This is a genomic window from Rheinheimera sediminis, from assembly GCF_004005375.1.
Classification (GTDB): Bacteria; Pseudomonadota; Gammaproteobacteria; order Enterobacterales; family Alteromonadaceae; genus Pararheinheimera.
In genome coordinates, this window is record NZ_RZUF01000013.1 from 63911 (window position 1) to 89129 (window position 25219).

At 46.5% G+C, this 25219-nt stretch carries 22 protein-coding genes; 12 read left to right on the forward strand and 10 right to left on the reverse strand.

Features of this window, described 5'->3' with window-relative positions; translation table 11 throughout:
• The first annotated feature begins 67 nt into the window (after positions 1–67).
• From EMM73_RS10410 to EMM73_RS10435, 6 genes are all read left to right on the forward strand, one after another.
• Positions 68–1348: a PqiA/YebS family transporter subunit gene (locus EMM73_RS10410; RefSeq protein ID WP_127686367.1), complete on the forward strand. Its 1281-nt coding sequence runs from the start codon at positions 68–70 to the stop codon at positions 1346–1348.
• Positions 1341–3095, forward strand: coding sequence for an intermembrane transport protein PqiB (pqiB, locus tag EMM73_RS10415; protein ID WP_127686368.1), 1755 nt, complete (start codon positions 1341–1343; stop codon positions 3093–3095). Before EMM73_RS10410 ends, pqiB begins: the two co-directional genes overlap by 8 nt.
• Complete coding sequence (locus EMM73_RS10420; protein ID WP_127686369.1) at positions 3095–3658, forward strand: ABC-type transport auxiliary lipoprotein family protein; 564 nt, start codon at positions 3095–3097, stop codon at positions 3656–3658. The genes pqiB and EMM73_RS10420 overlap by 1 nt, the downstream gene beginning before the upstream one ends.
• A 225-nt stretch (positions 3659–3883) precedes the next feature.
• On the forward strand, positions 3884–4204 hold the full coding sequence (locus EMM73_RS10425; RefSeq protein WP_261373380.1) for an OadG family transporter subunit: 321 nt from the start codon (positions 3884–3886) through the stop codon (positions 4202–4204).
• 2 nt (positions 4205–4206) lie between these two features.
• A complete protein-coding gene (oadA, locus tag EMM73_RS10430; RefSeq protein ID WP_127686370.1) occupies positions 4207–5994 on the forward strand; it encodes a sodium-extruding oxaloacetate decarboxylase subunit alpha in 1788 nt (595 codons plus the stop codon).
• Between the two features lie 9 nt (positions 5995–6003).
• Positions 6004–7134, forward strand: a complete 1131-nt coding sequence (locus tag EMM73_RS10435; protein ID WP_127686371.1) for a sodium ion-translocating decarboxylase subunit beta — start codon at positions 6004–6006, stop codon at positions 7132–7134.
• A gap of 17 nt (positions 7135–7151) precedes the next feature.
• On the opposite strand, the gene EMM73_RS10440 is transcribed toward EMM73_RS10435, so the two are convergent.
• Complete coding sequence (locus tag EMM73_RS10440) at positions 7152–8264, reverse strand: anhydro-N-acetylmuramic acid kinase (RefSeq protein ID WP_127686372.1); 1113 nt, start codon at positions 8262–8264, stop codon at positions 7152–7154.
• Complete coding sequence (locus EMM73_RS10445; RefSeq protein ID WP_127686373.1) at positions 8264–9571, reverse strand: peptidoglycan DD-metalloendopeptidase family protein; 1308 nt, start codon at positions 9569–9571, stop codon at positions 8264–8266. Before EMM73_RS10445 ends, EMM73_RS10440 begins: the two co-directional genes overlap by 1 nt.
• A gap of 161 nt (positions 9572–9732) precedes the next feature.
• Here EMM73_RS10445 and tyrS point away from each other — a divergent pair, with 161 nt between their 5' ends.
• Entirely contained in the window at positions 9733–10935 is a 1203-nt protein-coding gene (gene tyrS, locus EMM73_RS10450; protein ID WP_127686374.1) for a tyrosine--tRNA ligase, read from the forward strand.
• Positions 10936–11005: 70 nt separating this feature from the next.
• On the opposite strand, the gene EMM73_RS10455 is transcribed toward tyrS, so the two are convergent.
• Entirely contained in the window at positions 11006–11554 is a 549-nt protein-coding gene (locus tag EMM73_RS10455; RefSeq protein WP_127686375.1) for a MerR family transcriptional regulator, read from the reverse strand.
• Between the two features lie 167 nt (positions 11555–11721).
• Here EMM73_RS10455 and EMM73_RS10460 point away from each other — a divergent pair, with 167 nt between their 5' ends.
• Together EMM73_RS10460 and EMM73_RS10465 are read left to right on the forward strand one after the other, a co-directional pair.
• The gene (locus tag EMM73_RS10460) at positions 11722–12573 is read left to right on the forward strand and encodes an SPFH domain-containing protein (protein ID WP_127686376.1); all 852 of its coding nucleotides are present in this window, start codon (positions 11722–11724) and stop codon (positions 12571–12573) included.
• A 14-nt stretch (positions 12574–12587) separates the two neighbouring features.
• Positions 12588–12770 (forward strand): type II toxin-antitoxin system antitoxin, encoded by a 183-nt coding sequence (locus tag EMM73_RS10465; protein ID WP_127686377.1) that lies wholly within the window; start codon positions 12588–12590, stop codon positions 12768–12770.
• Between the two features lie 265 nt (positions 12771–13035).
• Here EMM73_RS10465 and EMM73_RS10470 read toward each other — a convergent pair whose 3' ends face one another.
• Entirely contained in the window at positions 13036–13947 is a 912-nt protein-coding gene (locus EMM73_RS10470; RefSeq protein ID WP_127686378.1) for an AEC family transporter, read from the reverse strand.
• 12 nt (positions 13948–13959) lie between these two features.
• Positions 13960–14307: a GIY-YIG nuclease family protein gene (locus EMM73_RS10475; protein ID WP_261373381.1), complete on the reverse strand. Its 348-nt coding sequence runs from the start codon at positions 14305–14307 to the stop codon at positions 13960–13962.
• 199 nt (positions 14308–14506) lie between these two features.
• On the opposite strand from EMM73_RS10475, the gene EMM73_RS10480 reads away from it, so the two are divergent.
• Positions 14507–15769: a DEAD/DEAH box helicase gene (locus EMM73_RS10480; protein WP_127686379.1), complete on the forward strand. Its 1263-nt coding sequence runs from the start codon at positions 14507–14509 to the stop codon at positions 15767–15769.
• 60 nt (positions 15770–15829) lie between these two features.
• On the opposite strand, the gene EMM73_RS10485 is transcribed toward EMM73_RS10480, so the two are convergent.
• Entirely contained in the window at positions 15830–16351 is a 522-nt protein-coding gene (locus tag EMM73_RS10485) for a GNAT family N-acetyltransferase (RefSeq protein ID WP_127686380.1), read from the reverse strand.
• 25 nt (positions 16352–16376) lie between these two features.
• Positions 16377–16655, reverse strand: coding sequence for a peptidylprolyl isomerase (locus EMM73_RS10490; RefSeq protein ID WP_127686381.1), 279 nt, complete (start codon positions 16653–16655; stop codon positions 16377–16379).
• A gap of 293 nt (positions 16656–16948) precedes the next feature.
• Here EMM73_RS10490 and EMM73_RS10495 point away from each other — a divergent pair, with 293 nt between their 5' ends.
• Positions 16949–20692 carry a S8 family serine peptidase gene (locus EMM73_RS10495; protein ID WP_261373382.1) on the forward strand — a complete coding sequence of 1248 codons (3744 nt, stop codon included), beginning with the start codon at positions 16949–16951 and terminating at the stop codon, positions 20690–20692.
• Positions 20693–20997: 305 nt separating this feature from the next.
• Here EMM73_RS10495 and aguA read toward each other — a convergent pair whose 3' ends face one another.
• From aguA to EMM73_RS10510, 3 genes are all read right to left on the reverse strand, one after another.
• Positions 20998–22104 carry an agmatine deiminase gene (gene aguA / locus EMM73_RS10500; RefSeq protein WP_127686382.1) on the reverse strand — a complete coding sequence of 369 codons (1107 nt, stop codon included), beginning with the start codon at positions 22102–22104 and terminating at the stop codon, positions 20998–21000.
• 1 nt (position 22105) lies between these two features.
• A complete protein-coding gene (gene aguB / locus EMM73_RS10505; protein ID WP_127686383.1) occupies positions 22106–22996 on the reverse strand; it encodes an N-carbamoylputrescine amidase in 891 nt (296 codons plus the stop codon).
• A 269-nt stretch (positions 22997–23265) separates the two neighbouring features.
• Positions 23266–23910 carry a peroxiredoxin-like family protein gene (locus tag EMM73_RS10510; RefSeq protein ID WP_127686384.1) on the reverse strand — a complete coding sequence of 215 codons (645 nt, stop codon included), beginning with the start codon at positions 23908–23910 and terminating at the stop codon, positions 23266–23268.
• Positions 23911–24053: 143 nt separating this feature from the next.
• Between EMM73_RS10510 and EMM73_RS10515 the strand changes: the two genes are divergently transcribed.
• Entirely contained in the window at positions 24054–25214 is a 1161-nt protein-coding gene (locus EMM73_RS10515; protein ID WP_127686385.1) for an FAD-dependent oxidoreductase, read from the forward strand.
• The last annotated feature ends 5 nt before the right edge of the window (positions 25215–25219 follow it).

Sequence of the window (25219 nt, forward strand, 5' to 3'; positions counted from 1 at the left end):
ATCTGAGCTCATTTTTTTTGCTTACAATAGCGCTATTCGCACTGTAGGCATTTGTAAAGGAATCTTTTTGTCTGAGCTTGAGTCTGGTACGGCGCCAACGGCGCAATCTGTTGCTGAACTGGTGCTTTGTCGCCATTGCGATCTATTGCAACAATTGCCGCTGTTAGCCATTGGGCAGGAAGCCGCCTGTAGCCGCTGTGGTTATTTACTGGATATGCGACAAAAAGACCCGATATTGCGGCCTGTGCTCTACGCCATAAGCTCACTATTTATGCTTATTCTGGCGAATCTTTTTCCTTTTATTGGTATGGATGTCGCAGGTAACATCCATATCATGAGCTTTTTTGATACTTCCTCTGTGTTGTTTGATGAACATCAGCAATGGTTGGCTGTGCTGGTTTGGTTATTTATTCAGGCCATACCGGCTTTTTGTATGCTGGCCGTCATTTATATCAAGCTCGGCATGGTGCGCCGGGTTCGGGGCTTAGTCTGGACGGCACGAGTGCTCTATATGCTCAAGCCCTGGAGCATGGTGGATATTTTCCTGATTGGTATTCTGGTCGCTTTTGTCAAACTAGTGGTGTACGCCGATATTTCTGTGGGCATGAGTTTCTGGGCTTTTTGTTTGTTCTGTCTTCTGCATTTACGAACTTTTCAGGTCATAGACCGTCATGCCTTGTGGGAGTCTATAGCACCGGCACCGCAACCTGTTTCTGCTGAATACGCAGGACGCACAGGAGTTTCACTGAACATGGCCAGTTGTAGTTGTTGCACAGCCATAGTGCCACTGGAGCAAAAGTATTGTGATCGTTGTGGCACTAAAGTTACAGCCCGCATTCCAGCCAGTTTACAAAAAACTCTGGCTTGGCTGATCACTGCAAGCTTGTTATACATTCCGGCTAACTTGTTGCCTATTATGGAAACGGTGTCTTTGGGCAGCAGTGTTCAGTCGACTATCATCAGCGGTATTATATTGATGTGGCAGGACGGTGCTTATCCTGTAGCTATTGTGATTTTATTAGCCAGCGTTGTAGTGCCAGTGGTAAAAATAGTGGTGATGTTTTGGTTGTGCTATCTGGCTAGTCATTCCGGACATAAAAGACAATTGCTGTCGACCCGGGTGTATTTATTGGTTGATTGGATAGGGCGTTGGTCTATGGTGGACGTGCTGGTGGTGGCGATATTGGCCGCTTTAGTTCGGTTTGATTTATTAATGGGCGTGTATCCAGGTATGGGAGCTATTATTTTTGCGACTGTGGTCATTGCTACTATGTTTGCTGCTATGAGTTTTGACCCACGTTTGTTGTGGGACCAACGCAATAAAAAAGAGGAGCTACGACGTGGCTAAGACACAAGGGCGGGTGGCTGCGGTGAAAAAAATCCGACAACTATCACCCATCTGGATAGTACCGGTAATGGCTGTTGTTATCGGTATCTGGATGTTGTACTACACCCAAAAGAATCAGGGACCAGTCATCACGCTGGTCACTCTGAATGCTGAAGGCATAGTGGCAGGTAAAACTCAGATCAAAAGCCGCAGTGTGGATATAGGCAGGGTTGAATCAGTTCAGCTTTCAGAAGACTTAAGTAAAGTTTTGATCAAAGCCCGCATGGATCCCGGTCTTGAATCTCTGTTAAACGAAGATTCACAGCTGTGGGTGGTCAAACCTACTGTGGGACGAGGAGGCGTCAGTGGCTTAAGTACTTTATTATCCGGTGCCTATATCGAGTTGCAACCAGGTAAAGCTACAGTACAAAAATACTATTACGAATTACTCGACAGTCCACCTATAGCACCGGCTGATGCGCCAGGGGTGCGAGTGACTTTGCTGAGTGACGATGCGACTGCTTTGGCTGTAGGCGATCCTGTTTTGTATCACGGTTATGCTGTGGGCACGGTAGAGACAAGTAACTTTGTTGCTGAACTGGGCCATATGACTTATCAGCTGTTTGTGAGGGCACCTTACGATGCTTTGGTCACAGAGAATGTAAGGTTCTGGCAAGCCAGCGGTATGGCGTTAGATGTCTCGGCGCAAGGTGTACGGGTTGAATTAGCTTCTGTAGCCACATTGCTCAGTGGCGGCGTACATTTTGCTGTGTTGGACGGCTGGCCAGCAGGAGATAAAGTCAGCAACAATACTGAGTTTCAGCTGTTTAAAAATCCCAAGGCCATCAAAGAGGGCTTGTATACCGAATACAACGAATACCTGATGTTTTTTGACGAGTCGATCCGTGGTTTAAGTGCAGGCGCGCCTCTGGAATACAAAGGAATACGTATTGGTACCGTAGCTGTAGCTCCTTACTTTTTTAATATGGACAATCCTCTGGATATTGCCTTTAAACGCGGCATCCCTGTCCTGGTGCGGGTAGAAGCTGGGCGCCTTGCCGGAGAAATGAGCCTGAAAAAGCTGGCACAGGAATTAGAGAGCGCGGTACAGCAAGGTCTAAGGGCTGTGCTTAAAACAGGCAGCTTGCTAACCGGAGCTTTATATATAGAGCTGGAGCAAAGAGAGATGCAGCTTGGATCTTCCCAAGCAGATTTGGTTATGCCTGATGTTGTTGCTGCAGATCACTCAGATCAGGTCGAGGTCGAGATTGCACAGCCTCCGGCCTTTTCTGGCGAGGGACCTGGTACTGAGTCTTATGCTTTAGCAGAGTATGCGGGTTTAAAAATTATGCCGACGGCACCCAGCGGCTTAGCGAATATTGAGCAGAAAGTGCTACAAGTGTTAGATAAAGTCAATCGTTTACCTGTTGAAGAGGTGTTGACACAAAGTTCTGCGACTTTGGTACAAAGTGAAAAAATGCTGAAAAACGCAGAGCAACTGATCCAGTCATTGGATCAACTGGTGAAGAATAATGCGGTACAGCAATTGCCTGCTGATCTTCAGCAAAGTCTGGCTGAATTGCGTAAAACTCTGGCGGGCTTTTCGCCTGGTTCACCGGCCTATGAGCGCTTAAATGGTAATTTGCAGTCGATGGACCAGTTGCTCCGGGATTTACAACCCGTGATTAAAACTATGAATAGTCAAAGTAACTCATTGATTTTTAATGCTGATCTTCCTAAAGATCCAGAACCAGAGAAGGGCAACTAATGCGTTATTTAGTTTTTGTATTTTTGAGTCTGTCTCTGGCCGGTTGTGGTAGTTCAGCTTCACAACTGCAGTATTACCGTCTACCCGCTGTCGCTGTGAAAGCGCCGCAAGTGGACAGCAGCAAAGTGCTGGTGATAGAACCTGTGATGGTAGCCAGCTACTTAAACAGCAATGCTCTGGTGTATCAGAACAATGCTGTGAATCTGCAATTGACCCGCACTCACCAATGGGCTGAAGCTTTGGATCAGCAGCTGAGCCGCAATTTACAGGCTCATTTATCCGCAGCTTTAACTGACTGGCGCGTGACCCAACAGGTCAGCAGTTCCGGCGACAGCCGTCTGACCGTACAGGTAACGCAGTTTCATACGACTGCGGATGGACAAGTCTTGATCAGTGGTCAGGCGCATGTGTTGTCAGGTGCTGTGGTTAGACAATTGCCTTTTGAGTTGCAATTACCTATTGCTGATGATGGTTATGACGAAGTAGTCAAAACCTTGGGCGAAGGCTGGAGTCAGGTCGCAAGCCAGATAGCTGTTATGATCACAGAAAGTCCTGCTTCTTAGTTTTTTTGCCTACAGATAACTGCTTCGCCCGGTTTCAACAACATAACGAGCCCTGCCTTATTGGTGGGGTTTGTTTTTTTAAGACTTCTGGTTGACTTCAGCTTTTTATGGCTACTAAAGTAGATGTTTAGATTCTTAGCTGTCTAAATGGCTATTTCTTGCCTTTGTCAATAGAGTTACGTATAAGTTGTATAAATAACAGCCATCAATCAAAGTGATTAAGTAATGGCTTATGTTCTTCAGAGAAAACTGCTATTAATCAATACAACTATTTTACGGAGAGGACACAAGATGGACGCTGAGCAACAAGTAGGTGTATTACTGTTGGAAGCAGCTGTGTTGATGGTCGTGGGCATGGGTGTTGTTTTTGGTTTTTTGATGGTATTGGTTTTTGCCGTTCAAGCGATGTCCAGATTACTCAAGCATTCCGGTCCGGCAGCAACAACTGCTGCTGTTGCAACAACCCAGTCGGCGGCAGTGCCCGCTGCTGTTGTTGCAGCTATTAGTGTAGCTATTGAACATCATCAAAAACAAAATAAGGGATAAACATGAGCCAACCATTGTTACTGACTGAGCTGGTGCTCAGAGACGCCCATCAATCCCTATTAGCCACCCGCCTGCGTTTAGAGGATATGCTACCTATCGCAGCCAAACTGGATCAAGTGGGCTACTGGTCGATGGAATCCTGGGGTGGGGCTACTTTTGATGCCTGCATTCGTTATTTAGGAGAAGACCCATGGCACCGCTTACGTGAGCTGAAAAAAGCCATGCCCAATACCAAGCAACAAATGCTGCTGCGGGGCCAGAATTTGTTAGGCTACCGTCACTATGCCGACGATGTAGTGCAAGCTTTTGTTGAGCGCTCTTTTGCCAATGGTATAGACGTATTCCGAATTTTTGATGCCATGAATGACGTGCGCAATCTGCAGACCGCTGTGGCTGCTGCTGTCAAAGTTGGAGCTCATGCTCAGGGAACTTTGTCTTATACAGTCAGCCCGGTGCATACCATTGATGGTTGGCTGGATATGGCGATGCAGCTCGAAGATATGGGCTGCCATTCTATTTGTATTAAAGATATGGCCGGTTTACTGAAGCCTTATGTTGCGGAAGAGCTGATCACCCGCTTAAAAGAAAGGGTGAAGCTACCTATAGCGATGCAGTGTCACGCAACCACAGGCTTGAGTACTGCTACCTATCAAAAAGCTATTGATGCCGGCATTGATATGCTCGACACCGCAATTTCGTCTATGAGTATGACCTATGGCCACAGTGCAACAGAAACTATGGTTGCTATCACTGAAGGCACTGCGCGGGATACAGGCTTGAATTTAGTCTTGCTTGAAGAAATTGCTGCTTATTTCCGTGATGTACGGACCAAATACGCTCAGTTTGAAGGTTCGCTCAAAGGCGTGGACGCCCGTATTTTATTGGCTCAGGTGCCAGGTGGCATGTTAACCAATATGGAAAGCCAGCTGAAAGAGCAGGGTGCTTTAGACAAAATGGATTTAGTGTTGACTGAAATTCCTAAAGTTCGCAAAGAGTTAGGTTATTTACCACTGGTGACTCCCACATCACAGATTGTAGGTACTCAAGCTGTATTGAATGTGTTATCCGGTGAGCGTTATAAAACCATCACCAAAGAAACTGCTGCTGTGCTCAAAGGAGAATACGGTTCAACACCAGCTCCTGTAGATCTGGCATTGCAGCAGCGGGTACTGGCTGGTGCAGCAGCTATTGTCTGTCGTCCGGCCGATTTATTACAGCCTGAACTTGACTCATTAACTACTGAGCTTGAGAGCAAAACTCAGGAGCTGCAACTGAAATTGGCGCAAGACAAGATTGATGATGTCTTGACCTACGCTTTATTCCCACAGGTAGGCTTAAAGTTTTTGTTGCACAGAGGTGATGCATCGAAGTTTGAACCTGCACCTGGTCAACAAAAGCCGGCAAACCCGACGAACGCTCAGGTGGAGCAAGTCAACAACACTGCCTCCGCTGTGGGTGTTTACAGCGTCAAAGTGGATGGCAAGGTGTATCAGGTTGAAGTTGGACCCGCTGGTGCAGTGCAGCAGATCAAAGCCGTAGTGGGTGAGACTATTCCACAATCGGCCAGCATTCAGCCTGCCAGCAAGTTAAACTCGCCTTTGGCCGGCAATATACTGGCGCTTAAAGTCAGTGTGGGTCAGCAGGTGGAGGCGGGACAAGTGGTACTGTTAATGGAAGCTATGAAAATGGAGACTGAAATTCGTGCCAGCCAGTCGGGTATTGTCAGTCAAATTCATATTAGTGTTGGGTCTGCAGTCACTACCGGCGATCTGCTGGTTAGTTTTGCCTGAGGATAGATCATGGATGCTTTGTTAACATTGATTGATTCTACAGGGTTGGTGCACTTGACCTGGCCAGCTCTGGTTATGATGGCGGTGGGTTTTTTGTTGTTGTATCTTGCCATAGCTAAAGGTTTTGAACCTTTGTTACTGATCCCTATTGGTTTCGGCGCAATTTTAACCAATATTCCTCTGGCTGGAATGGGCGAAGCTGGTGGTTTGTTGTATTCCATTTATCAGGTGGGTATTGAAAGTGGCGTTTTCCCGTTATTGATCTTTTTAGGCGTTGGAGCTTTAACCGACTTCAGTGCGTTAATCGCCAACCCTAAAATGTTGTTGCTGGGTGCTGCAGCTCAGTTTGGTATTTTTTCTACCTTGTTGGGCGCTATTGCTCTGAACTGGGTGCCAGGTTTAAGTTTCTCGATGCAGGAAGCTGCAGCTATTGCCATTATTGGCGGAGCGGACGGCCCTACCGCTATCTTTTTAGCGTCAAAACTGGCGCCTGAATTATTGGGGGCTATAGCTGTGGCCGCTTATTCTTATATGGCGCTGGTACCTATCATTCAGCCGCCTATTATGCGGGCTTTAACCAGTGTAGAAGAGCGCAAAATCAAAATGGCTCAGTTGAGACAAGTCAGTCAAAAGGAGAAAATCATTTTCCCTTTGCTGGTGCTGATTTTAACTTTCCTGTTTTTGCCAACAGCTGCACCTTTGATTGGTATGTTTTGTCTGGGCAATTTAATTCGCGAGGCCGGAGTGGTGGAGCGTTTATCTAAAACAGCACAAAACGAGCTGATTAATATAGTGACTATCTTTTTAGGTTTAGCCGTAGGCTCCAAGTTAAGTGCGGATCAATTTCTGACCACTCAGACCTTGGGCATTCTGCTGTTGGGTGCCGTGGCTTTTGGGATTGGTACTGCATCGGGGGTGTTGATGGCCAAGCTGATGAATAAACTATCCAAAGATCCGGTCAATCCATTGATTGGCGCAGCTGGTGTTTCAGCTGTACCTATGTCGGCTCGTGTTGCGAACAAAGTGGGTTTGGAAGCTGACCCGCATAACTTCTTGCTGATGCATGCAATGGGTCCGAATGTGGCTGGTGTGATAGGTTCAGCAGTAGCTGCCGGTATTTTGCTGGCGCTGCTGCAGTAAAGTTATGGGTGTGGGATTTAGTTATAGCTAAATTCCACACCTAAGATCACGGCTTTGCTGGCGCCAGTAACTTCAGGAATATTACCCGGAATTTGGTTGTCATAAGCAAAAGCCAACCAGGCAAAAGCCATAGCTTCAACATCATCTGCTTTCACTCCTAAACTGGAGGTTTGCTGCAGTTGTACTGCAGGGAACAGCTGCTGTAAATCGCTCACCAGCACTTGGTTATACGCACCACCACCACAGATAAACAACTCCGCTATGGCTTCATCTGCTAATGCAATTTTGATGCTTTGTGCGGTGAAGCGGGTCAGGGTGCGCTGCACATCTGCTGGAGCATAGGGTCTGCTTTGTAATTTTTGCTCTAACCACAATTCGTTGAAATACTCTCTGCCTGTGCTTTTGGGACCTTGCAATTGAAAGTATGGGTCTGACAACAGAGCAGCTAATAAATCCTGCTGTATTGTGCCAGAAGCAGCATATTCACCATCTTTGTCGTATAAACCTAAGCCTTGTTGCTGGATCCAATTGTCCATCAGTCCATTGCCAGGGCCAGTATCAAAACCACGCACTGGTCGGTTGGGTTGCAGTAAAGTGACATTGGCGATACCACCAATATTTAGAATAGCGCGATAGCTGTCAGGTTTTGTAAAAATAGCTTTATGAAAAGCTGGCACTAAAGGCGCGCCCTGACCACCATAGGCCATATCTTTACGACGAAAATCAGCGATAACCCGGATTTGCGTTTCTGCAGCAAGACGGAACATATCACCTATCTGATAAGTAAAAGGGAACTGAGCGTAAGGGCGGTGACGGATGGTTTGGCCATGGCAACCAATAGCGCTGATCTGTTCAGGGGCAACTTTAGCTTTGGCTAACAACTGCTTCACCGCATTTGCGTAGGCTATAGCCAGTTGTTGCTCTGCTAACCCCATAAGCTCAAGCTCATCAGGGCCGGATTGAGCCAATTGACTAAGCTGCTGACGTAACTCTGTTGGGAAAGGACAAAGTAAAGATTCAAGTAATTCAGGCTGGAGTTTTACTGTAGGGGACTGACCAAAACGAACCAGCACCAGATCGATACCATCGAGACTGGTGCCGGACATAATACCTACGTAGAGGCCTGACATTATTCTGCTGTAGCTACTGTGATCCGTTGGTGATTTTGCATCTGTGCAATCAGCTGTTTAGCCTGATTGACAAAAACAATCCGCTCATTGGGCGATAAAGCTTCTGCTTGAGGCAACTTCACTGTGCGTGGGTCCCGGTGTACACCGCCAACCACAAATTCATAGTGTAAGTGAGCGCCAGTGACACGGCCAGTAGCACCTAAGCGACCTATTACCTGACCCTGACGTACGTTTTCACCTTGTTTGACATCGCGTTTGGATAAATGGAGATATTTAGTAACTATATTATTTTTGTGTTTAATAAACACATAGTTCCCGTTTACGCTGTTGCGGGTGGACGCAATAACTTTGCCATCACCAGCTGCCATAATGGGAGTGCCTACAGCGGCAACGTAATCAACGCCATTATGTGGTCGCACTTTCTTTAACACTGGGTGTAAACGGCGAGGGTTAAAATTAGAACTGACATATTGAAAACTGACTGGTGCCCGTAAAAAGGCCTGCTTAGTACCTTTGCCGTCTGGTTTATAAAAGGCCCCATCTTTATGACGAACGGCCTGATAGACTTGCCCTTGATTGGTAAATTGTGCGGCTAGTATGTCACCGTTACCTACAAACTGGCCGTCTGCATATCGGGTTTCAAAAATGACGCTAAAACTATCGCCTGCTTTGATATCTAAACCAAAATCTATGTCATAACTAAAAATATTATTGGCCAGAACCAACACTTGGGCTTCAGATAAACCTGCTTCCAAACCTGCGTTCCAAAATGAACCGTTGATCACGCCGCTGACAACTTCAGTTCGGGTCTCAACTTCCTTTAATAACTCTTCGGCCGCAAAGTCGCCTTTGGCTGTACGCTGCACCCGTAAAGTTTTAAGGTTATTAATTGGATAACGTAGTTCCTGCAACTTACCTTGATTATCTAAGCCGAATTCAATCTGTTCGCCGGGGAAAATGCGGGTTAGAGTTTTGACAGGTTTACCCAGTTCCAATACTTCCTGCATGGCAGCCTGGTCTAATTTGGCTTTGCGAAAAATAGCCGACAAAATGTCGCCTTTTTTTACATCTACTGTTACCCACTCCAGTGAGTTGTCTTCGTGTGGTAAGGTTGCAAGCTGTTCTGCTGCAATTTTCTCTTCCACCAACGGAATATCAATACTGTATCTTTTTCCAACTTCCAACTCAGAGGTTTCTGTAGTTCTGGAGGCTGAAGCTTGTTCTGACGGGATCAACAGCATAACGGCAACGATGCCGCTTAAAGCGCCGATTAATAACCGATGTTTGATAGGCAAAGAAGAAATCATAGAAAGCGCATCTCTTATTATTATCAGACAAACCAATAAAAAAATGAGGATATAACGATTTTTTGTGCGATGCCACACTTTTGTTGGTTTGATCTGAAGAAATGTTTCAGTAGAATGCAGACTTGGAATTTTGCTTAATACAAGAGAAGTAGGAGTACACCATGGCTCACTGGGAGCAGGCGCTGGCTGAGATAAAACGCGGCTGCGAAGAGATTTTGTTAGAAGAAGAGCTGATTGCCAAGTTAAAGGAAGGAAAACCTTTAAAAATCAAGGCAGGTTTTGATCCGACTGCGCCAGATTTGCACTTAGGTCATACGGTTCTCATCAACAAATTACGTACCTTTCAGCAGTTGGGTCATGAGGTCATTTTTCTGATTGGCGACTTCACCGGCATGATTGGTGATCCAACAGGTAAAAACGTCACGCGTAAGCCTTTAACCCGTGAAGATGTGTTGGCGAACGCACAGACCTATAAAGAGCAGGTGTTTAAAATTCTTGATCCGGCAAAAACCCGTGTGGCTTTTAACTCTGAATGGATGGAAGAGTTAGGTGCTGCTGGCATGATCAAGTTGGCCGCACGCCAAACCGTAGCGCGCATGCTCGAACGTGATGATTTTAAAAAGCGCTATGCCAATAACCAGTCTATTGCGATTCACGAGTTTTTATACCCGCTGGTACAAGGTTGGGACTCTGTGGCGTTAGAGGCTGACATCGAAATGGGTGGTACCGACCAGCGCTTTAACCTGTTGATGGGCCGTGAACTGCAAAAAGACGAAGGTCAGCGCCCACAAACCATCATCATGGTGCCATTGCTGGAAGGTCTGGACGGTGTGCAGAAGATGTCCAAGTCTTTAGGGAACTATATCGGTATCACTGATACGCCGGGTGAGATGTTTGGTAAAGTGATGTCTATCAGTGATGAACTGATGTGGCGTTACTACGATTTGCTGAGTTTCCGTCCTATTGCAGACATAGCTGCACTGAAGCAACAAGCGGCTGAAGGCCGTAACCCGCGTGATATCAAAATTGAGCTGGCAAAAGAAATTATTGCCCGTTTCCACGATGAGGTTTCAGCGGATGCAGCTGAACAGGATTTTATCCAGCGTTTTCAGAAGAACGCCTTACCTGATGATATTCCTGAGCTGACCTTGACCCTGACAGCCGACAGCATCCAGATTGCGAATTTGCTAAAAGAAGCAGGTTTGGTCGAGAGTACGTCTGAAGCTTTGCGTATGATTAAGCAAGGCGCTGTGAAACTAGATGGCGAAACTAAAGTGGAAGACAGCAAAATGGAATTTGCCAAAGGCAGCAGTCATATTTTCCAGGTGGGCAAAAGAAAATTTGCTAAAGTCAGAGTGATTTAACTGCTTATTTTGGAAAAAAACCGGCATCAGCCGGTTTTTTTATGACGTTCTCTTCCGCATTGCTGCAATGTCAGCCGAGCCCTTGCAAACGGGCAAAGAGTAATTTTTGCAATTCGGTTTTTAATTGCAGTGGCTCAAAAGGCTGACGCAGCCACATCATATTCATCGTCAGCCCCGGCTGTGGATCATCTGAAGCTATTATCGCAAGTTTAACCTTGTGTTGTGTCAGTTCGATTTGCAGTAATTGCATATCAATACCAGGTTGGTCAAAGCCCATCAAAACCAGTTCCGGCTTGCGCTCGCCTATCATCAGCAGTGCATCAACAGTATTACGGGCTTGCTGTAGTTCTACCGGAAAATTCCATTGCTGACATAACGCCTGCAGTAGTTCAAAAAAAGCACTTTCAAGGTTTACACAAAGGACATAAGTCAAAGGGTGTAACTTTTGCCTTTTATGCAACAAACTGAGCAGCGATTCCTGCACTATGCGTCTGTGGCCTCCGGGTGTTTTCCAGGCACTTAATAAACCCTGCTCAACCCATAGCTGAATAGTACGGACCGATACACCTAAAAGTGTTGCGGCTTGTCGGGTGGAAAGAAGTTGGCTTTGCTCTGACATAATGTTTTTTCTAATTTGATTAGATTTATCATATTTATCAAATGAGCTGGTGTCAATCAAGTCAGAGCTTTTTGTCTTCAACTGTGCTCTTTTTGCTCTGTTTTGTTGTGGTTATTTCAATATAGTACTATTGTGATATTGAATTAATATCAAATTAAGGTGAGGCTATGAAAGAGTATCTGGCAACAAGCCGCAGTGGCTTGTTGATGTTAGTTGTGTTGCCTGCAGCTTTGGTTCTATCAGTTTTGTCTCTGCTGGTCATGGGAGGACTGCTCAAACTAATTGCTGTATTGGCCCTGATTTTTGTGGTGGTCGGTTTTTTTGGTTTTTATATGGTGCAACCAAACCAATGCGCTGTCTTACAGTTGTTTGGTCGTTATGTAGGATCCGACTTACAAACAGGTTTACGTTGGGCGAACCCCTTTTATAGCAAACAAAAAGTGTCATTGCGGGTACGCAACTTTGAAAGTGGCAAATTGAAAGTGAATGATCACAGTGGCAATCCGGTTGAAATTGCAGCTGTTGTGGTATGGAAAGTGGTAGATAGCGCTGAAGCTGTATTTGAAGTGGAAGATTATGAGAACTTTGTCAGCATTCAAAGTGAGGCGGCACTGCGCTTTCTAGCCTCAAGTTATCCTTATGAAGCTGCTGAAGATGGGGATATTAGTCTGCGCAGCAATGGCCCTGAAGTCACAGACTTACTCAAAGGCGAAATTCAGGCCCGCTTGGAAAAAGCTGGTGTTGAAGTACTGGAAGCCAGGATCAGTCATTTGGCTTATGCACCGGAAATAGCCAGTGCCATGCTACAACGTCAGCAGGCAAGAGCTGTGGTGATGGCACGTCAGCAATTGGTTGAAGGTGCTGTGGGGATGGTGGAATTAGCTTTAGCCCGTTTGTCGGAAAAAAATATGGTGCAATTGGATGAAGAACGCAAGGCCGCTATGGTCAGTAACTTGTTAGTGGTGCTTTGTGGTGATCATCAGGTGCAACCTGTGATCAATACCGGCACTTTGTACTAAGCGGAGACTATGTGGTGTCGAAAAAAGCCTTTGCGTTACGTATTGATGAAACAGTGTTGCAAGCCCTGCAACACTGGGCTGATGATGAGTTTCGCAGTGTAAACGGCCAGATTGAATACCTGTTACGGGAGGCGTTAATTCAGACCGGAAGGTTGAAGAAAAAACCTCCGGCAGAGCCTTCAGCTGAGCTTGATTAAACTGAACTAGGGATTATGAGTGTCGAACTACCTGAATTTAATAAATTGAATCAATAAGATAAGACAGTTCGTTTGAAAAGGACACTCTATTTCCTGACTGAATGTGCAGATTTTTGCGCTTATCAAGGCAGGCTGTCGTACGCCATAGCGAGCTATGGTTAGACAAGGCAACACAGAGAGGCTAAACAAAAGATCCTTTAGTGTCGCTGCTTATCCCGAGTTCAGGTTGATTAGCTTAAGGTCGAAAAATGCAATGAGCATCAGTTTAAACGTAAAACTGTAATAGCCCATACCAAAACGGAAGACTAATAAAGCTAAGTAGTAAGCCCAGTCCTACTAGAGCTGGCACTAAACGTATCGCAAGTCCGGCACCAACAGCGATAGCGCCAGCGGATACCATGGGCGGCATCGCGGCTTCAAATACCACCACTTGCAGCAACAATGGGTCAGGTTGGAATAAGCTTAAAAAACCTAAAGCCAGCAAAGGCATTAAAAACAGTTTTACACCTAGTGCGAAGATCAGAGGTTTGGCCTCTTTTTTATCCAGCTGCAATCTAAACTGAAAACCTACAGCTACCATAATTACAGGCACTAAAGTAGCAGCCAAATTGTCGAGTACCAGGCTAAAAAACTGCGGATAGGTCCAAGGTTTGAGAGCCAGAGCCAATGCTAAGGCAACAAAAGACGGAAAGGTCAGAACTCGTTTAACGATGTGCGCAGCGCTTGGGGTGGTGGCATTTGGGTTGTACCAGGCCGCCAGAATAGTGGAATAAGTGGCCAGTGCAACAAAAGATCCTGCCTGATCATAAATCATGGCGTAGGGCAAAGCCTGGTCGCCAAAAAAAGCTTCAACCATGGGAAAACCTAAAAAAGAGGTATTCCCCAGTGGTAGCACGACCAGCAGGGCTCCCACTGTGGTTTTTTCCCAGTGCCAGATTTTACCTGCCAGTATGACGAGGCCTGCTACTATCAGCAGCAGCACCCATGGAGTGATAGCCGGTAACCACAATTGGCTGGAGAACTCTAACAAAGGGATTTTTTGTAGCACCAAAGCGGGCAGGGCGACAAAAAGCACATATTGGTTCAGTACTAGCCCTGTGTCCTGCGGAAATTGCGGTAACCTGCGCAGCAAAGCACCTATCACTAAATACACTAATACTAACGCAAAACTTTCCATGCGGGCTCCTTATCAATCCCCATTGTATTGCGTCTCTGGTGTCACGCCTATGCGACTTTCGCCTGATAGCTGATGCAGCAGGTTTAGTTGTTTGATTGCTTGCTTTAACAGCAATTCTTTGTCGTTTTTAGTCCACTGTTTCAGCTGATACTCCAGTTTGCTGGCTGAGGAACGGCAGGGCATAACGTAAGTGAAGGCTAACTTCAGAGGACCTTTGCCTTTAAGTGCTTTAGCGCCTCCTGTTAATTCACCCTTATGCTGGCGTAAGCGCCGTTCAGGATTAGTGCTGATCCCTGTGTATAAAGCGCCTGCTTTGGTGCGCACCATATAAACAAACCATGGGGTTGATACTGCAGTCATGCCTTGTCCTGTTAGTTCTGCTACACTAGCGACGATTTATACCCTTCGTACTTGAAGCTGTAGCTTTGTTGACTGCGTGCTCTCGCCCCAGTCACATAGGACTACTATGCTCCTGGGGGCTCACGCACTGGTCGCCTGCCTGCAACTCCAATTACTTTGTGTATAGAAGTTTGAAGGCCGATACTTTAAAGGAAATTGCATGTCATTTGCCACGCTTGGTTTAGATCCCCGTATTCTTTCTGCTGTGACCGCACAGGGTTACCACACTCCAACCCCCATTCAGCAGCAAACCATACCTGTGATCTTAGAGGGCAAAGATGTACTGGCTGGTGCTCAGACCGGCACAGGAAAAACTGCTGCTTTTACCTTGCCTGTGTTGCAATTGCTGAGTAAAAACACCTCCAAAGTGAACAATTTACAAGTGCGCTGTTTAGTGCTGACGCCGACCCGAGAGCTGGCGCAGCAGGTGGCCGATAGCGTTAAAGCTTATGGCGCTGATTTACCTCTGAAATATGCGGTGTTTTATGGTGGTGTCTCGATAAACCCACAATATGATCAGGCCAGCCGGGGCTTAGATATTCTGGTCGCCACACCTGGTCGTCTGCTTGATCATTTGCATCAGGGCACAGTGAGTTTATCTGAATTACAAATTCTGGTGCTGGATGAAGCCGACCGTATGCTGGATATGGGTTTTATTCACGACATTAAACGTATTATGGCGAAATTACCCAAAGAGCGGCAGACACTGTTTTTCTCTGCCACTTTTGCCAAAGAAATCAAAGAGCTGGCTGATACTTTGTTAAAATCACCTGTACTGATTGAAGTGGCGAAACCTAACAGTACCGCAGATAAAATAGAACAGCTGGCTTATAGAGTAGATTCACAACGCAAACGCGAGATGCTGTCTTATCTGATTGGCTCGCGGCAGTGGAAACAGGTACTGATTTTTAGCCGCACTAAACATGGCGCAGATCGTCTGGCCAAGCAGTTGCGCTTAGATGGGATTGAAGCGGGAGCTATTCACGGTGACAAAAGTCAGGGTGCCCGCACCAAAGCGCTGGATGATTTTAAAAACAACAGATTGAGTGTGTTAGTGGCCACTGATATTGCGGCCCGCGGCCTGGATATTGAAGAGCTACCTATAGTCGTCAACTACGATTTGCCGCAAGTGGCAGAAGATTATGTACATCGAATCGGCCGTACCGGCCGGGCTGGCAACTCAGGTATGGCGATAAGTTTAATTACGCCAGACGATCTGGTGATGCTGCAAGCCATTGAAAAGCTGACAAAGCAAGTGATAGTACAGCAGGTTATTCCTGGCTATGAACACGACCCGAAAATGAATCACAGCAGTAAGAAAGCCGATGCTGAAGAAGATAGAGTACAAAAAGTGGCCAGTCGCAATAAACAGCTGGCTAAAGAAAAAGCCAAGTTACGTTCGCAACTGGTGAATAAAAAATAACTGCTATAGATAGTCAGAACCTAAAAAAGCAGCGCAAGCTGCTTTTCTGATGATGGGATATCAGTCGTCTTTGGGTTCTAGCGGAGTCGCCAGCGTCAGCTGATAAAAAGCTAAATCCAGATAACGGCCAAATTTAAAGCCAGCCTGAGTGATAGTACCGCTGTGGCTAAACCCATGTTTGGTATGCAAGGCAATACTTGCTGCGTTGGCTGCATCTATACCACCAATCAGCAGGTGATAATTCTCCAGTTGGGCCTGCTCTATTATTCTCTGCAAAACCAAAGCACCATAACCTTTACCCTGCTGATCCGGTGCCACATACACCGAATGCTCAACTGAATACTTAAAGGCCGGAAACGCCCTGAATGTGCCATAACTGCCAAAAGCCACCAGTTGCTCCTGCTCATTCAAAAGACCCAACACCGGAAAATTCCCTGCCGTTTTATTCGCAAACCATTGTTGCATAGTCGCCATAGTGCGGGGTTTGTATTCATACAAAGCCGTGGTATTCAAAATGGCGTGGTTAAAAATAGCCAAAATCGCTTCGGCATGCTCATCAAAGTTACAAAACACAAAACGCATTGGTTCTCCGTTCACTTGGTCTGTCTCAACTTCTGTACAGGGTTTTAATCAGATGATAACCAAACTGGGTTTTGATGGGGCCATGCACTTCCAGCACGGATTTTTTAAATACCACTTCATCAAAAGCCCTGACCATCTGGCCAGGTTTAAACTCACCTAAATCACCACCTTTTTTGCCCGAAGGACACAGTGAGTGTTTTTTCGCAAGTTCATGAAAACTGGCGCCTTTGGCCAGTAGTTGCTTTAATTTTTCTGCTTCAGCAGCAGTTTTTACCAATATATGGCAGGCGCAGGCTTTGGGCATGTCTTTATCCGGTCTTAACTAAGGTGGGCTTGCTAGTGTAAACAGCCTGAGCTGCGTTGCCCAGATGATACAGCCTTTTCTTCATACTTTTCTTCCAGAGGGCGAAATTCAAGGCCCGTGGTTTTTCTAGCGATAAAAACCTGATAACACGAATGCAAAAGCATGTGACAAGGCTGTATTGATGTGTTAATTATTGTAATTGAGGTGTATGTGCGAATCAGTCACAGAACTGGCATGCATCGAAAACAATAAGATGGTCCAGAGAAATACATAACATCCTAAACGGAGAATTCATGAAACACATTGGAAAAACAGCGCTGGCTTCAGCTATAGGCTTAGCTTTGTCTTGCGGCGCCACGGCTGCAACCTTAGAACAATACAAAATGGGCACTCAGTCAGTTAAAGATTTGTTAGCTGGCAAAGAAGCAACAGGTTCAATCTCTAAAGATCAAGCCCAAGGTATACCTTCTTCCTACTACGTTGTGTTGAAACAAGCTGGTTTACAGGACTTAAAAGGAGCAAATCCTGCATCTGTGAAAGCTGCTTCAGCAAGTATCGCAGATTCTGTGCAAGCTGTTAGCTCTGCTTTGTTAACTTTAGACCGTGATGCTCAGGTGTTGGCGACCACGAAAAACCTGGCGTCAGGTTTAGTTGTTCGTGCATCTGCGAGTGCCCTGCAGAAGCTGCAGGCCAACCCTGCCGTTGCTTCTATTTATCCAGTTTACGACAGCAAGCCTATGGCAGCAGACAGCGCTGTGTACATGAAAGCTGATGCTGTAGTCAAAGCAGGTGTTGCTTCTGGTAAAGGTATCAAGGTCGCAGTACTGGATACTGGTATAGATTACACGCATAAATCCATGGGTGGCGCTGGTACAGTCGAAGCTTATGATGCTGTGAATCAAAGAACACAGCCAACCTGGCCTCAGGGTAAGGTCCTTGGCGGTTATGACTTTATCAACAATGATCCAAACCCAATTGACCCGCGCAGTGCTGGTCATGGTACTTATGTAGCCAGTTCTGTTAGCGCAGCAGCGCCTGATGTTGAGTTCTACGCCTACACAGTCTGTGCTGCAAACTGTCCAGGTGCTGCACAAATCGGCGCTTTAGACGCAGCTTTAGACCCAAATGGCGATGGCGATATGTCTGACCGCGTTGACGTGATCAATATGTCTTTGGGAAGTGACGTAGGTACTACTAACGCGACAAGCGGTACTCAATTTTTGATCCAAAAAGCGGCAACCCTTGGTATCAATATGGTGATATCAGCTGGTAATGATGGCCCGAACCCATTTATTGTTGGTGGTCCAAGTACAACGCCAAATGCATTGTCAGTAGGCGCTATGACGCACCCAACGGGGTCTTCAGTTATTTTTGAAGCCAACGAAATAGCTGGCAAAGCCATTGACATGATTCCGGCAGGTTTCAACACTGTTAGCGAGTTCAGTTTCAACAGCACAGCTAACCCATTGGTTTTTGTTTCAGGTAACGCACAGGGCTGTACAGCGTTTGCCGCTGGTTCGTTAACCGGAAGAACTGTGTTAATAGACCGTGGTACCTGTAACTTCACTGCAAAAGTGATCAATGCCCAGAATGCCGGCGCTGCTTTTGTTATTATCGCCAATAACGCTGCGGGCTTAGGTCCTGTAAGTGCTGGAGGTTCAAACCCGGCAGTGGCTATTCCAACTGTTGGTATTTCAAAAGAAGATGGCGATGCAATCAAAACTGCATTGGCAAACGGCGACGTGGCTTACAGCATAGTGGCTAAGTCCATCAGTTCAGCTGGTGGTTTAGCGACCTTCACGTCACGTGGTCCTTCTATCGAAGGTTTATTAAAGCCAGAAATTACCGCTCCAGGTACGAATATCGTAATGGCAGCTGTGGGTACTGGTGATCAAACTGCGTTAAACTCTGGTACTTCATTTTCTGGTCCTCTGACTGCAGGCGCTGCGGCTTTATTGCGTGAAGCCCTGCCAAATCGTACTGCTCAGGAAGTGAAAGCTACCCTGATGAATACTGCGAATATGGACGTTTATACTTTACCAAAAGCACACCCTGATGCTGAATTAGCACCTATTTCTGCTATGGGCGCAGGTTTAGTTGACGTAGAGAAAGCGGTCAATCTGCCGGTTGCAGCCTGGGTTGAAGATGCTAAGTTCAATACAGCTCAGGCTGCCTTGTCTTTTGGTCTTAATACTCTGTCTGAAACCACCACCTTAACTAAGACGGTGACGCTGAAAAACTTTGGTACTACGCCAAAAACTTACAGCTTGAGTATGCAAGATCGTTTCGCTGAGGATACAGACACTGCAGCTTTAAGCTGGGTTTTCCCTGAGTCTGTTACTGTAGCACCGGGTCAATCCACTAAATTCGATGTGACAGTCACTATTGATCCTACTAAGTTACCTGAGTGGGAGTTGGCAAATACTTCTGAATTAACTGAGAAAAATGCTCAGCTGACTACAGTTGAATACGATGGTGCCTTAGTCTTCAACGACCCAAGCACAGAAGCCACAAATGACCTGCATCTGGTTTATCATATTCTGCCAAGAGCCAATGCAGCTTTAGAATTGAGCAGCAGATTCGTTGACGATACTTCAGTTAAAGTCGTGAAAAACGTTGGTGCAGTTGAAGCAGATATTTTTGCAACTCAACTGGTTGGAACTTCAGAAAAAGACGAAAGCAACATGTACGATTTACGTGCAGCTTCGCTGGATGTGATTTCTGTACCTAACACCTACTGTACTTCAGGTTTACTGCTGGCTCCTACTTTAACTCTAGAAGAGGGTCTGAGCCATGTTCAGCAGGTGAATGTTGGCGTTGACTTGGATATAGATAACGACGGTGAATACGATATTCAGTTAAATAGCTTATTACTGACTCGCTTAGGAACCAGCTATGCAGGTTTCCCTGCTGTCATGGGGACTTTCGTCACTCCATATGGCGCTTACAGTGGCTCTATCAGTGACTTATTCCATTCAGTAGGTCAGCGCAGCGTTACCTTGTCTGCGTGTTTTGAAGACATTGGTTTAACAGCGACTGATGTTGGTCGTACTATAGGAACTCGTTACCGTACTATTAACGACGGTAGTGCTATTGGCGCGGACTGGGGCCCAGCATTAGATGACTCTATTGTGGCAAACGCCAGATTAGTTTCAGCTCCGACTGTGACCTTAACCTCCCTGACTGCTGCAACTCCGGCTTCAGCTGATGCATCACCTGCTGCTGTGGGTGACGAGTTAGAAACTCTGGCTCCGGGTGAAGAAGCGCGTATCGTGATCGATGGTGCCAGTGGTGCCGGTGTGGTGCTGTTGTCCGATGTAGGTGACGTCGCTTTTGCTGCAGAAACTCCATCTTCAACTACTGCGCCTGTGATGGCTGAAACTGTGGCATTTAGCATTGATGAGAACAAGACTGCTGGCACTGTTTTAGGTCAACTGACAGCTGAAACAGGCTTGTTAGATGCCGACGTAGCTGAATTCCTGGTAGCTGGTAGTTCAAGTCTGGCGTTTGCAGTAGCTAAAAATGGCACTGTCACCGTGGCTGATGCTTCTTTACTGGACTATGAGGCAGGTTTCACCAGCGCTCAACTGGCTGTTGTTGCAGTAAACACTGATGGCAATATCTCTGCTCCAGCTACTGTAAATATCGCAGTAAATAACGTGCCTGACGAAGCACCAGTGCTTACAGCTTCAGCAACTGCGGCCACTATTGTGGCAACAGTAGCAACTGCTGGCACTCAGGTTGGTAATGTCTCTGTAACTATCAACGAAGCAAATGCGACCTTAGATAAAGTCACAGTGACTCCGGCGCTGTTTACTTACGCTGATGGCAAAGTCAATCTTGCCCGAGTACCGACTAAGGATGAAGCTGGTACTGTAGCTGTGACTGTAGTTGCAACTGACAGTGCTGGTTTAACCTCTAACACTGCTACTTTTAATGTGACTGTTGCTCCGGCACCTAAAAAGTCCAGCGGTAGCTTCGGTTGGTTGTCACTGATGTTATTACCTCTGGCTTTATTACGCCGTCGTCGTAAATAACCGAACTTTATAGTTCAAGTCAAAAACCGCCGTTTATCGGCGGTTTTTTTATGGCTGCGCCGGGCACGGCGCATTGCGCGCAACTTTAAGGAACAGGGGGGCTGGGATGTCCGGGGAGGGACTGTATGTCGACAATGCCGGGGGATGTCGGGCTTTCGAAATGCCAACTGTTTGGCATTTCGCCGATATCACGCTTTCGCTTGTGGCGACGGCCGAAACATATTTTCGATTATGAGTTGAATTATTTCGAAGCAATAAAAAAACGGGACATGAAGTCCCGTTTTTCTCAACGCCTGAATTTAAAATTAAGCAGGTTGTTGCTGGGTAATGCAGTGCACGTTGCCGCCACCTAATAAAATCTCACGGCCAGGCACTGTGACCACCTGATGCTTTGGAAAGACTTTAGATAAGATGTCGATCGCAACCTGATCGTTGGCATCGTCAAATACCGGCAACACCAAACCGCCATTGCATAAATAAAAGTTGATGTAAGAACCGGCTAAACGGGCTTCAGATTCACGAGGTACTGCTGCGCCCGTTAAATCCACAGTGGCATATTCGTCTGCTTTGGCTAGCATAGGAGCAGGCACAGGCAGCTTGTGTACAGTGAATTTACGACCTTTGGCATCAGTGCTGTTTTCCAGCACTTCTAAAGCAGCGCGTGAGCGTTCGTACTGTGGATCGTTTTTGTCGTCAGTCCATGCCAGCAAGACTTCTGCTGGGCCGACAAAACAACACATATTATCGACGTGACCATCGGTTTCGTCGTTAAAAATGCCTTCTTTCAGCCAAATCACTTTATCAATACTTAAGTAATCGGACAGCATCTGCTCGATTTGTTCGCGCGTTAAATCCGGGTTACGGTTTTTATTCAGCAAACATTCTTCAGTGGTCAGCAAGGTGCCTTCGCCATCGACATGAATAGCGCCACCTTCCAGCACAAAGCCTTCTGTACGGTAACGAGCTGTGCCTTCAATATTGGCAATCTTTTGTGCGACTTGGTCGTCTCTGTGCCAAGGGAAATATAAACCACCGTTTAAACCACCCCAGGCATTAAAGGTCCAGTCAACAGCACGCACTTCTTTGCCATTGGTGACAAAAGTAGGGCCAGTGTCACGGCACCAGGCGTCATCTGTTGAGGTTTCAACCACACGAATGGGGTGAGTGGTTGGCTCTAAGCTCAACTGTGCCTGAGCATTGGCAAACTGAGCGGCAGAGGCCAACACAGTCACCGGCTCAAAACGGGCAATAGCACGGATCACAGCACAAAAGGCTTGCTGTGCTGGCTTGGCGCCTAAACGCCAGTTATCGGTACGTTCTGGCCATACCATCCAGGTTTGTTTATGCGTAGCCCATTCGGCTGGCATAAAAAAACCATCGGCACGAGGCGTACTGTTTAAGGTAACAGCCATCTTAGTTGTTACCTTCAGTTGGGGTAGTTTTGCCATCTTTGGTTAAGATAGCACCGTATAAGTCGATACGACGGTCACGGTAGACGCCCCAGTTACGACGGTTTTTTGCGGTCTCGTCTAAATCGAAGGTATGAACTAACACAGCTTCGCTGACTTCGTCTGCTTCTTCTACCTTGGCACCAAACTCGTTGGCAATAAAAGAGCTGCCGTAGAAGGTAATAGCAAAGTCGTCTTCGGTTTCACGACCAATGCGGTTCGATGCAATGAGTGGAACCAGGTTGGCAGCTGCGTGGCCTTGTTGAGTACGTTGCCAGTGTTCACGTGAATTGACGGTTTCGTCATGAGGTTCAGTGCCAATAGCTGTAGGGTAGAACAGCAGTTCTGCGCCCATTAATGCCATGCTGCGGGCACATTCAGGGAACCATTGATCCCAGCAAATACCAATACCAATTTTGGCATAAGCTGTATCCCAAACTTTAAAGCCAGTGTCACCCGGAGTGAAATAGAATTTTTCGCTGTAGCCCGGGCCATCAGGAATATGACTCTTGCGGTATAAACCTAAGTTGCTACCGTCGGCATCAATCACGGCCACAGTGTTGTAAAAGCAGTTGCCTGCTTTTTCATAAAAACTGATAGGCAGTACCACATTCAGCTCTTTGGCAATTTTGCTGAAATGTTTGATAGCCGCGTTGTCTTCGACAGACGTTGCGAACTCTAAATATTCATATTTTTGTTTCTGGCAGAAGTAGTTACGTTCAAACAGTTCCTGCAGCAGGATAATTTGTGCACCCTGAGCAGCCGCATCACGGACTAAGCGCTCACCACGGGCAATATTTTCTTCTACATTCCAGCCACCAATCATTTGGGTGGCGGCCACAGTTACCTTACGCATGCAAAGTCTCCTCAAGCCAGAGCTATTAGTCAAACAGAATTCAAATCAAAAGATGCAGCTACTCTAGTCAGTTTTGCCCCCCAGAGCAACCAACAGTGGCAACCAAACAAGGGCAATCAAAAGCCTGGGCTGCAAGGGCGCGCAAAATGCCGTATTTTTGCGCGCTCGTCAATGAGTTTTAAGGTGTTGCGGCTGAGTTTCAAGGCAGTTCGTGCTGCCCTGAATTAACTATGGGTGGATATGCATAAATACTGGGTTTTTAGTGAATGTTATTCCTTTGGCTCTTTTGCTAAACGTGCGGCTAACAGCAGAAGCTCCGGCTGCAAACGGACTTTGTAATTAATATGCTGATAGCTGTACTGCACTAAGCCCTCTTTGTTCAGAATATACACCGCAGGCACAGGTAGCACTACTTTGCCGCTGCTTGCTTCCTTATTCAGATTCAGTTTGTAGGTATTTAAATAGGTCGCGCTGGTTTTTTCATCCAAATAATAAGCCACTCCAAAAGCAGAGCTTAAATTGAACTGACTGTCGGATAACAGGGTATAAGTAATAGCTGCATCTTTGGTGTCTTTTAAACTGGCCTGAACGGCAGCAGGACTGTCTGGTGTCACTGCAATCAGCTGGTAACCTAAAGCCTTGAGGTCTGGCTCAATCTCGCGCAAAGCCGCCAGTTGCAGGTTGCAGTAAGGACACCAGCCGCCGCGATAAAATACCAGTACAGTGTCTTGCTGTTTTAGTACTGAGCTGAGCTCTACGGCTTTGCCTGTCGCATCCTGCAGACTGACCATTGGTGCAGACATACCGTTTAATAACGGCTTAATATCTTCAGGGTTTTGGGCAATACGGGGTTCTGCCAACAGACTAAGACTAAAGATGCTGAGGCTAAGTAATAGAATATGCTGAATTTTCATTTTAATTTTTCCTTAAGTGAGTTGAGCTTATATACCGGAGTTGTCTGGATAATCTTTCAGGGTGCGGAGAATAATTGCTGATATAGCGCAAAAAAAAGATTTCAAAGCAGGGTAGAATGGTCTGAAGTGAGCAGGAGGTTGTTGTGCTGGATATAGTAATTGTAGGTGGTGGTATGGTGGGCGCTTCAGTGGCGCTGAAGTTAAGCCGTGCTGGTTTAGAAGTGGGCTTAATTGAAAAACAGCCTGTGTCAGCTTTTGATCCTCATAGCGCCATAGACTTGCGTGTATCCGCTATTAACAGACGAAGTGAGCAGTGGCTGACTGACTTGGGCGCCTGGTCTTTATTGCAGCAATGGCGTTTATGCCCTTATAAAAGGTTACAGGCGTTTGAGGATGAACAGGCCGGACTCACTTTTCATGCCGATGAAGTGGCTTTAACCCATCTTGGCCATATAGTGGAAAACAATCTTATCCAGCAGGCGCTTTGGGCCAACTTTCCTGCCAATTTACAACTGTTTTGCCCAGCCAGTGTGACAGGTTTTGTGCAGCACTCTGACTATGCCAGTGTCAGCACAGTAGAGTTTGGTGAACTAAAAGCCAAACTAGTGATAGCTGCAGATGGTGGTCAGTCGCAGCTGCGCCAGTTAGCACAAATTGGCGTGTCGGGTTGGCAATATCAGCAAAGCTGTTTGGTGGTTACAGTCAATACAGAGTATGAGCAGCAGGACATCACCTGGCAGCAGTTTAACGAGTCAGGCCCACGGGCTTTTTTACCTTTGCCGGGCAAGCAAGGCTCTTTAGTTTGGTACGACCATCATCATAAAATTAAACAGCTGGCGGCATTATCTAAAGCTGCTTTGGCTGAACAAATACAACATGCTTTTCCGGCTAAGCTTGGCAAAATTACGGTGGAGCAAGTGGCCAGTTTTCCTTTAGCTCGTGTGCATGCGAAAGATTATGTGAAAGGGCGGCTGGTGCTGGTAGGAGATGCAGCTCACAGTATTAATCCGTTGGCTGGTCAAGGCGTGAATTTAGGGTTTGCTGATGCGATGCTGTTGTCTGAATTGCTGGAGCAGGCTTTTGCACAAGGTCAGGATTTGGCTGGCGCCGCTTTATTAAAGCAGTACCAAAGTACACGACAGCGCGAAAATGCGCTGATGATGTCGGCTATGGATCTGTTTTATCAGAACTTTAGCAGTAGCTTGCCGCCTGTGCGTTTTCTACGTCAGTTGGGTTTAGCAGTAGCAGAAAAGGCTGGCCCTCTCAAACACTGGGTCAGCCGTTACGCGGTGGGTATCAACTGATATCG

Bases quoted from the DNA above. Each gene is read 5' to 3' on its own strand.
- EMM73_RS10475 (WP_261373381.1), bottom strand. From the start codon at position 14,307: ATGACTGCAGTATCAACCCCATGGTTTGTTTATATGGTGCGCACCAAA.
- EMM73_RS10470 (WP_127686378.1), bottom strand. From the start codon at position 13,947: ATGGAAAGTTTTGCGTTAGTATTAGTGTATTTAGTGATAGGTGCTTTG.
- EMM73_RS10435 (WP_127686371.1), top strand. From the start codon at position 6,004: ATGGATGCTTTGTTAACATTGATTGATTCTACAGGGTTGGTGCACTTG.
- EMM73_RS10485 (WP_127686380.1), bottom strand. From the start codon at position 16,351: ATGCGTTTTGTGTTTTGTAACTTTGATGAGCATGCCGAAGCGATTTTG.
- EMM73_RS10510 (WP_127686384.1), bottom strand. From the start codon at position 23,910: ATGAAAATTCAGCATATTCTATTACTTAGCCTCAGCATCTTTAGTCTT.
- aguB (WP_127686383.1), bottom strand. From the start codon at position 22,996: ATGCGTAAGGTAACTGTGGCCGCCACCCAAATGATTGGTGGCTGGAAT.
- EMM73_RS10425 (WP_261373380.1), top strand. From the start codon at position 3,884: ATGGCTTATGTTCTTCAGAGAAAACTGCTATTAATCAATACAACTATT.
- EMM73_RS10440 (WP_127686372.1), bottom strand. From the start codon at position 8,264: ATGTCAGGCCTCTACGTAGGTATTATGTCCGGCACCAGTCTCGATGGT.
- EMM73_RS10490 (WP_127686381.1), bottom strand. From the start codon at position 16,655: ATGCCCAAAGCCTGCGCCTGCCATATATTGGTAAAAACTGCTGCTGAA.
- EMM73_RS10495 (WP_261373382.1), top strand. From the start codon at position 16,949: ATGAAACACATTGGAAAAACAGCGCTGGCTTCAGCTATAGGCTTAGCT.
- EMM73_RS10460 (WP_127686376.1), top strand. From the start codon at position 11,722: ATGAAAGAGTATCTGGCAACAAGCCGCAGTGGCTTGTTGATGTTAGTT.
- aguA (WP_127686382.1), bottom strand. From the start codon at position 22,104: ATGGCTGTTACCTTAAACAGTACGCCTCGTGCCGATGGTTTTTTTATG.
- oadA (WP_127686370.1), top strand. From the start codon at position 4,207: ATGAGCCAACCATTGTTACTGACTGAGCTGGTGCTCAGAGACGCCCAT.
- EMM73_RS10420 (WP_127686369.1), top strand. From the start codon at position 3,095: ATGCGTTATTTAGTTTTTGTATTTTTGAGTCTGTCTCTGGCCGGTTGT.
- EMM73_RS10455 (WP_127686375.1), bottom strand. From the start codon at position 11,554: ATGTCAGAGCAAAGCCAACTTCTTTCCACCCGACAAGCCGCAACACTT.
- EMM73_RS10480 (WP_127686379.1), top strand. From the start codon at position 14,507: ATGTCATTTGCCACGCTTGGTTTAGATCCCCGTATTCTTTCTGCTGTG.
- EMM73_RS10445 (WP_127686373.1), bottom strand. From the start codon at position 9,571: ATGATTTCTTCTTTGCCTATCAAACATCGGTTATTAATCGGCGCTTTA.
- tyrS (WP_127686374.1), top strand. From the start codon at position 9,733: ATGGCTCACTGGGAGCAGGCGCTGGCTGAGATAAAACGCGGCTGCGAA.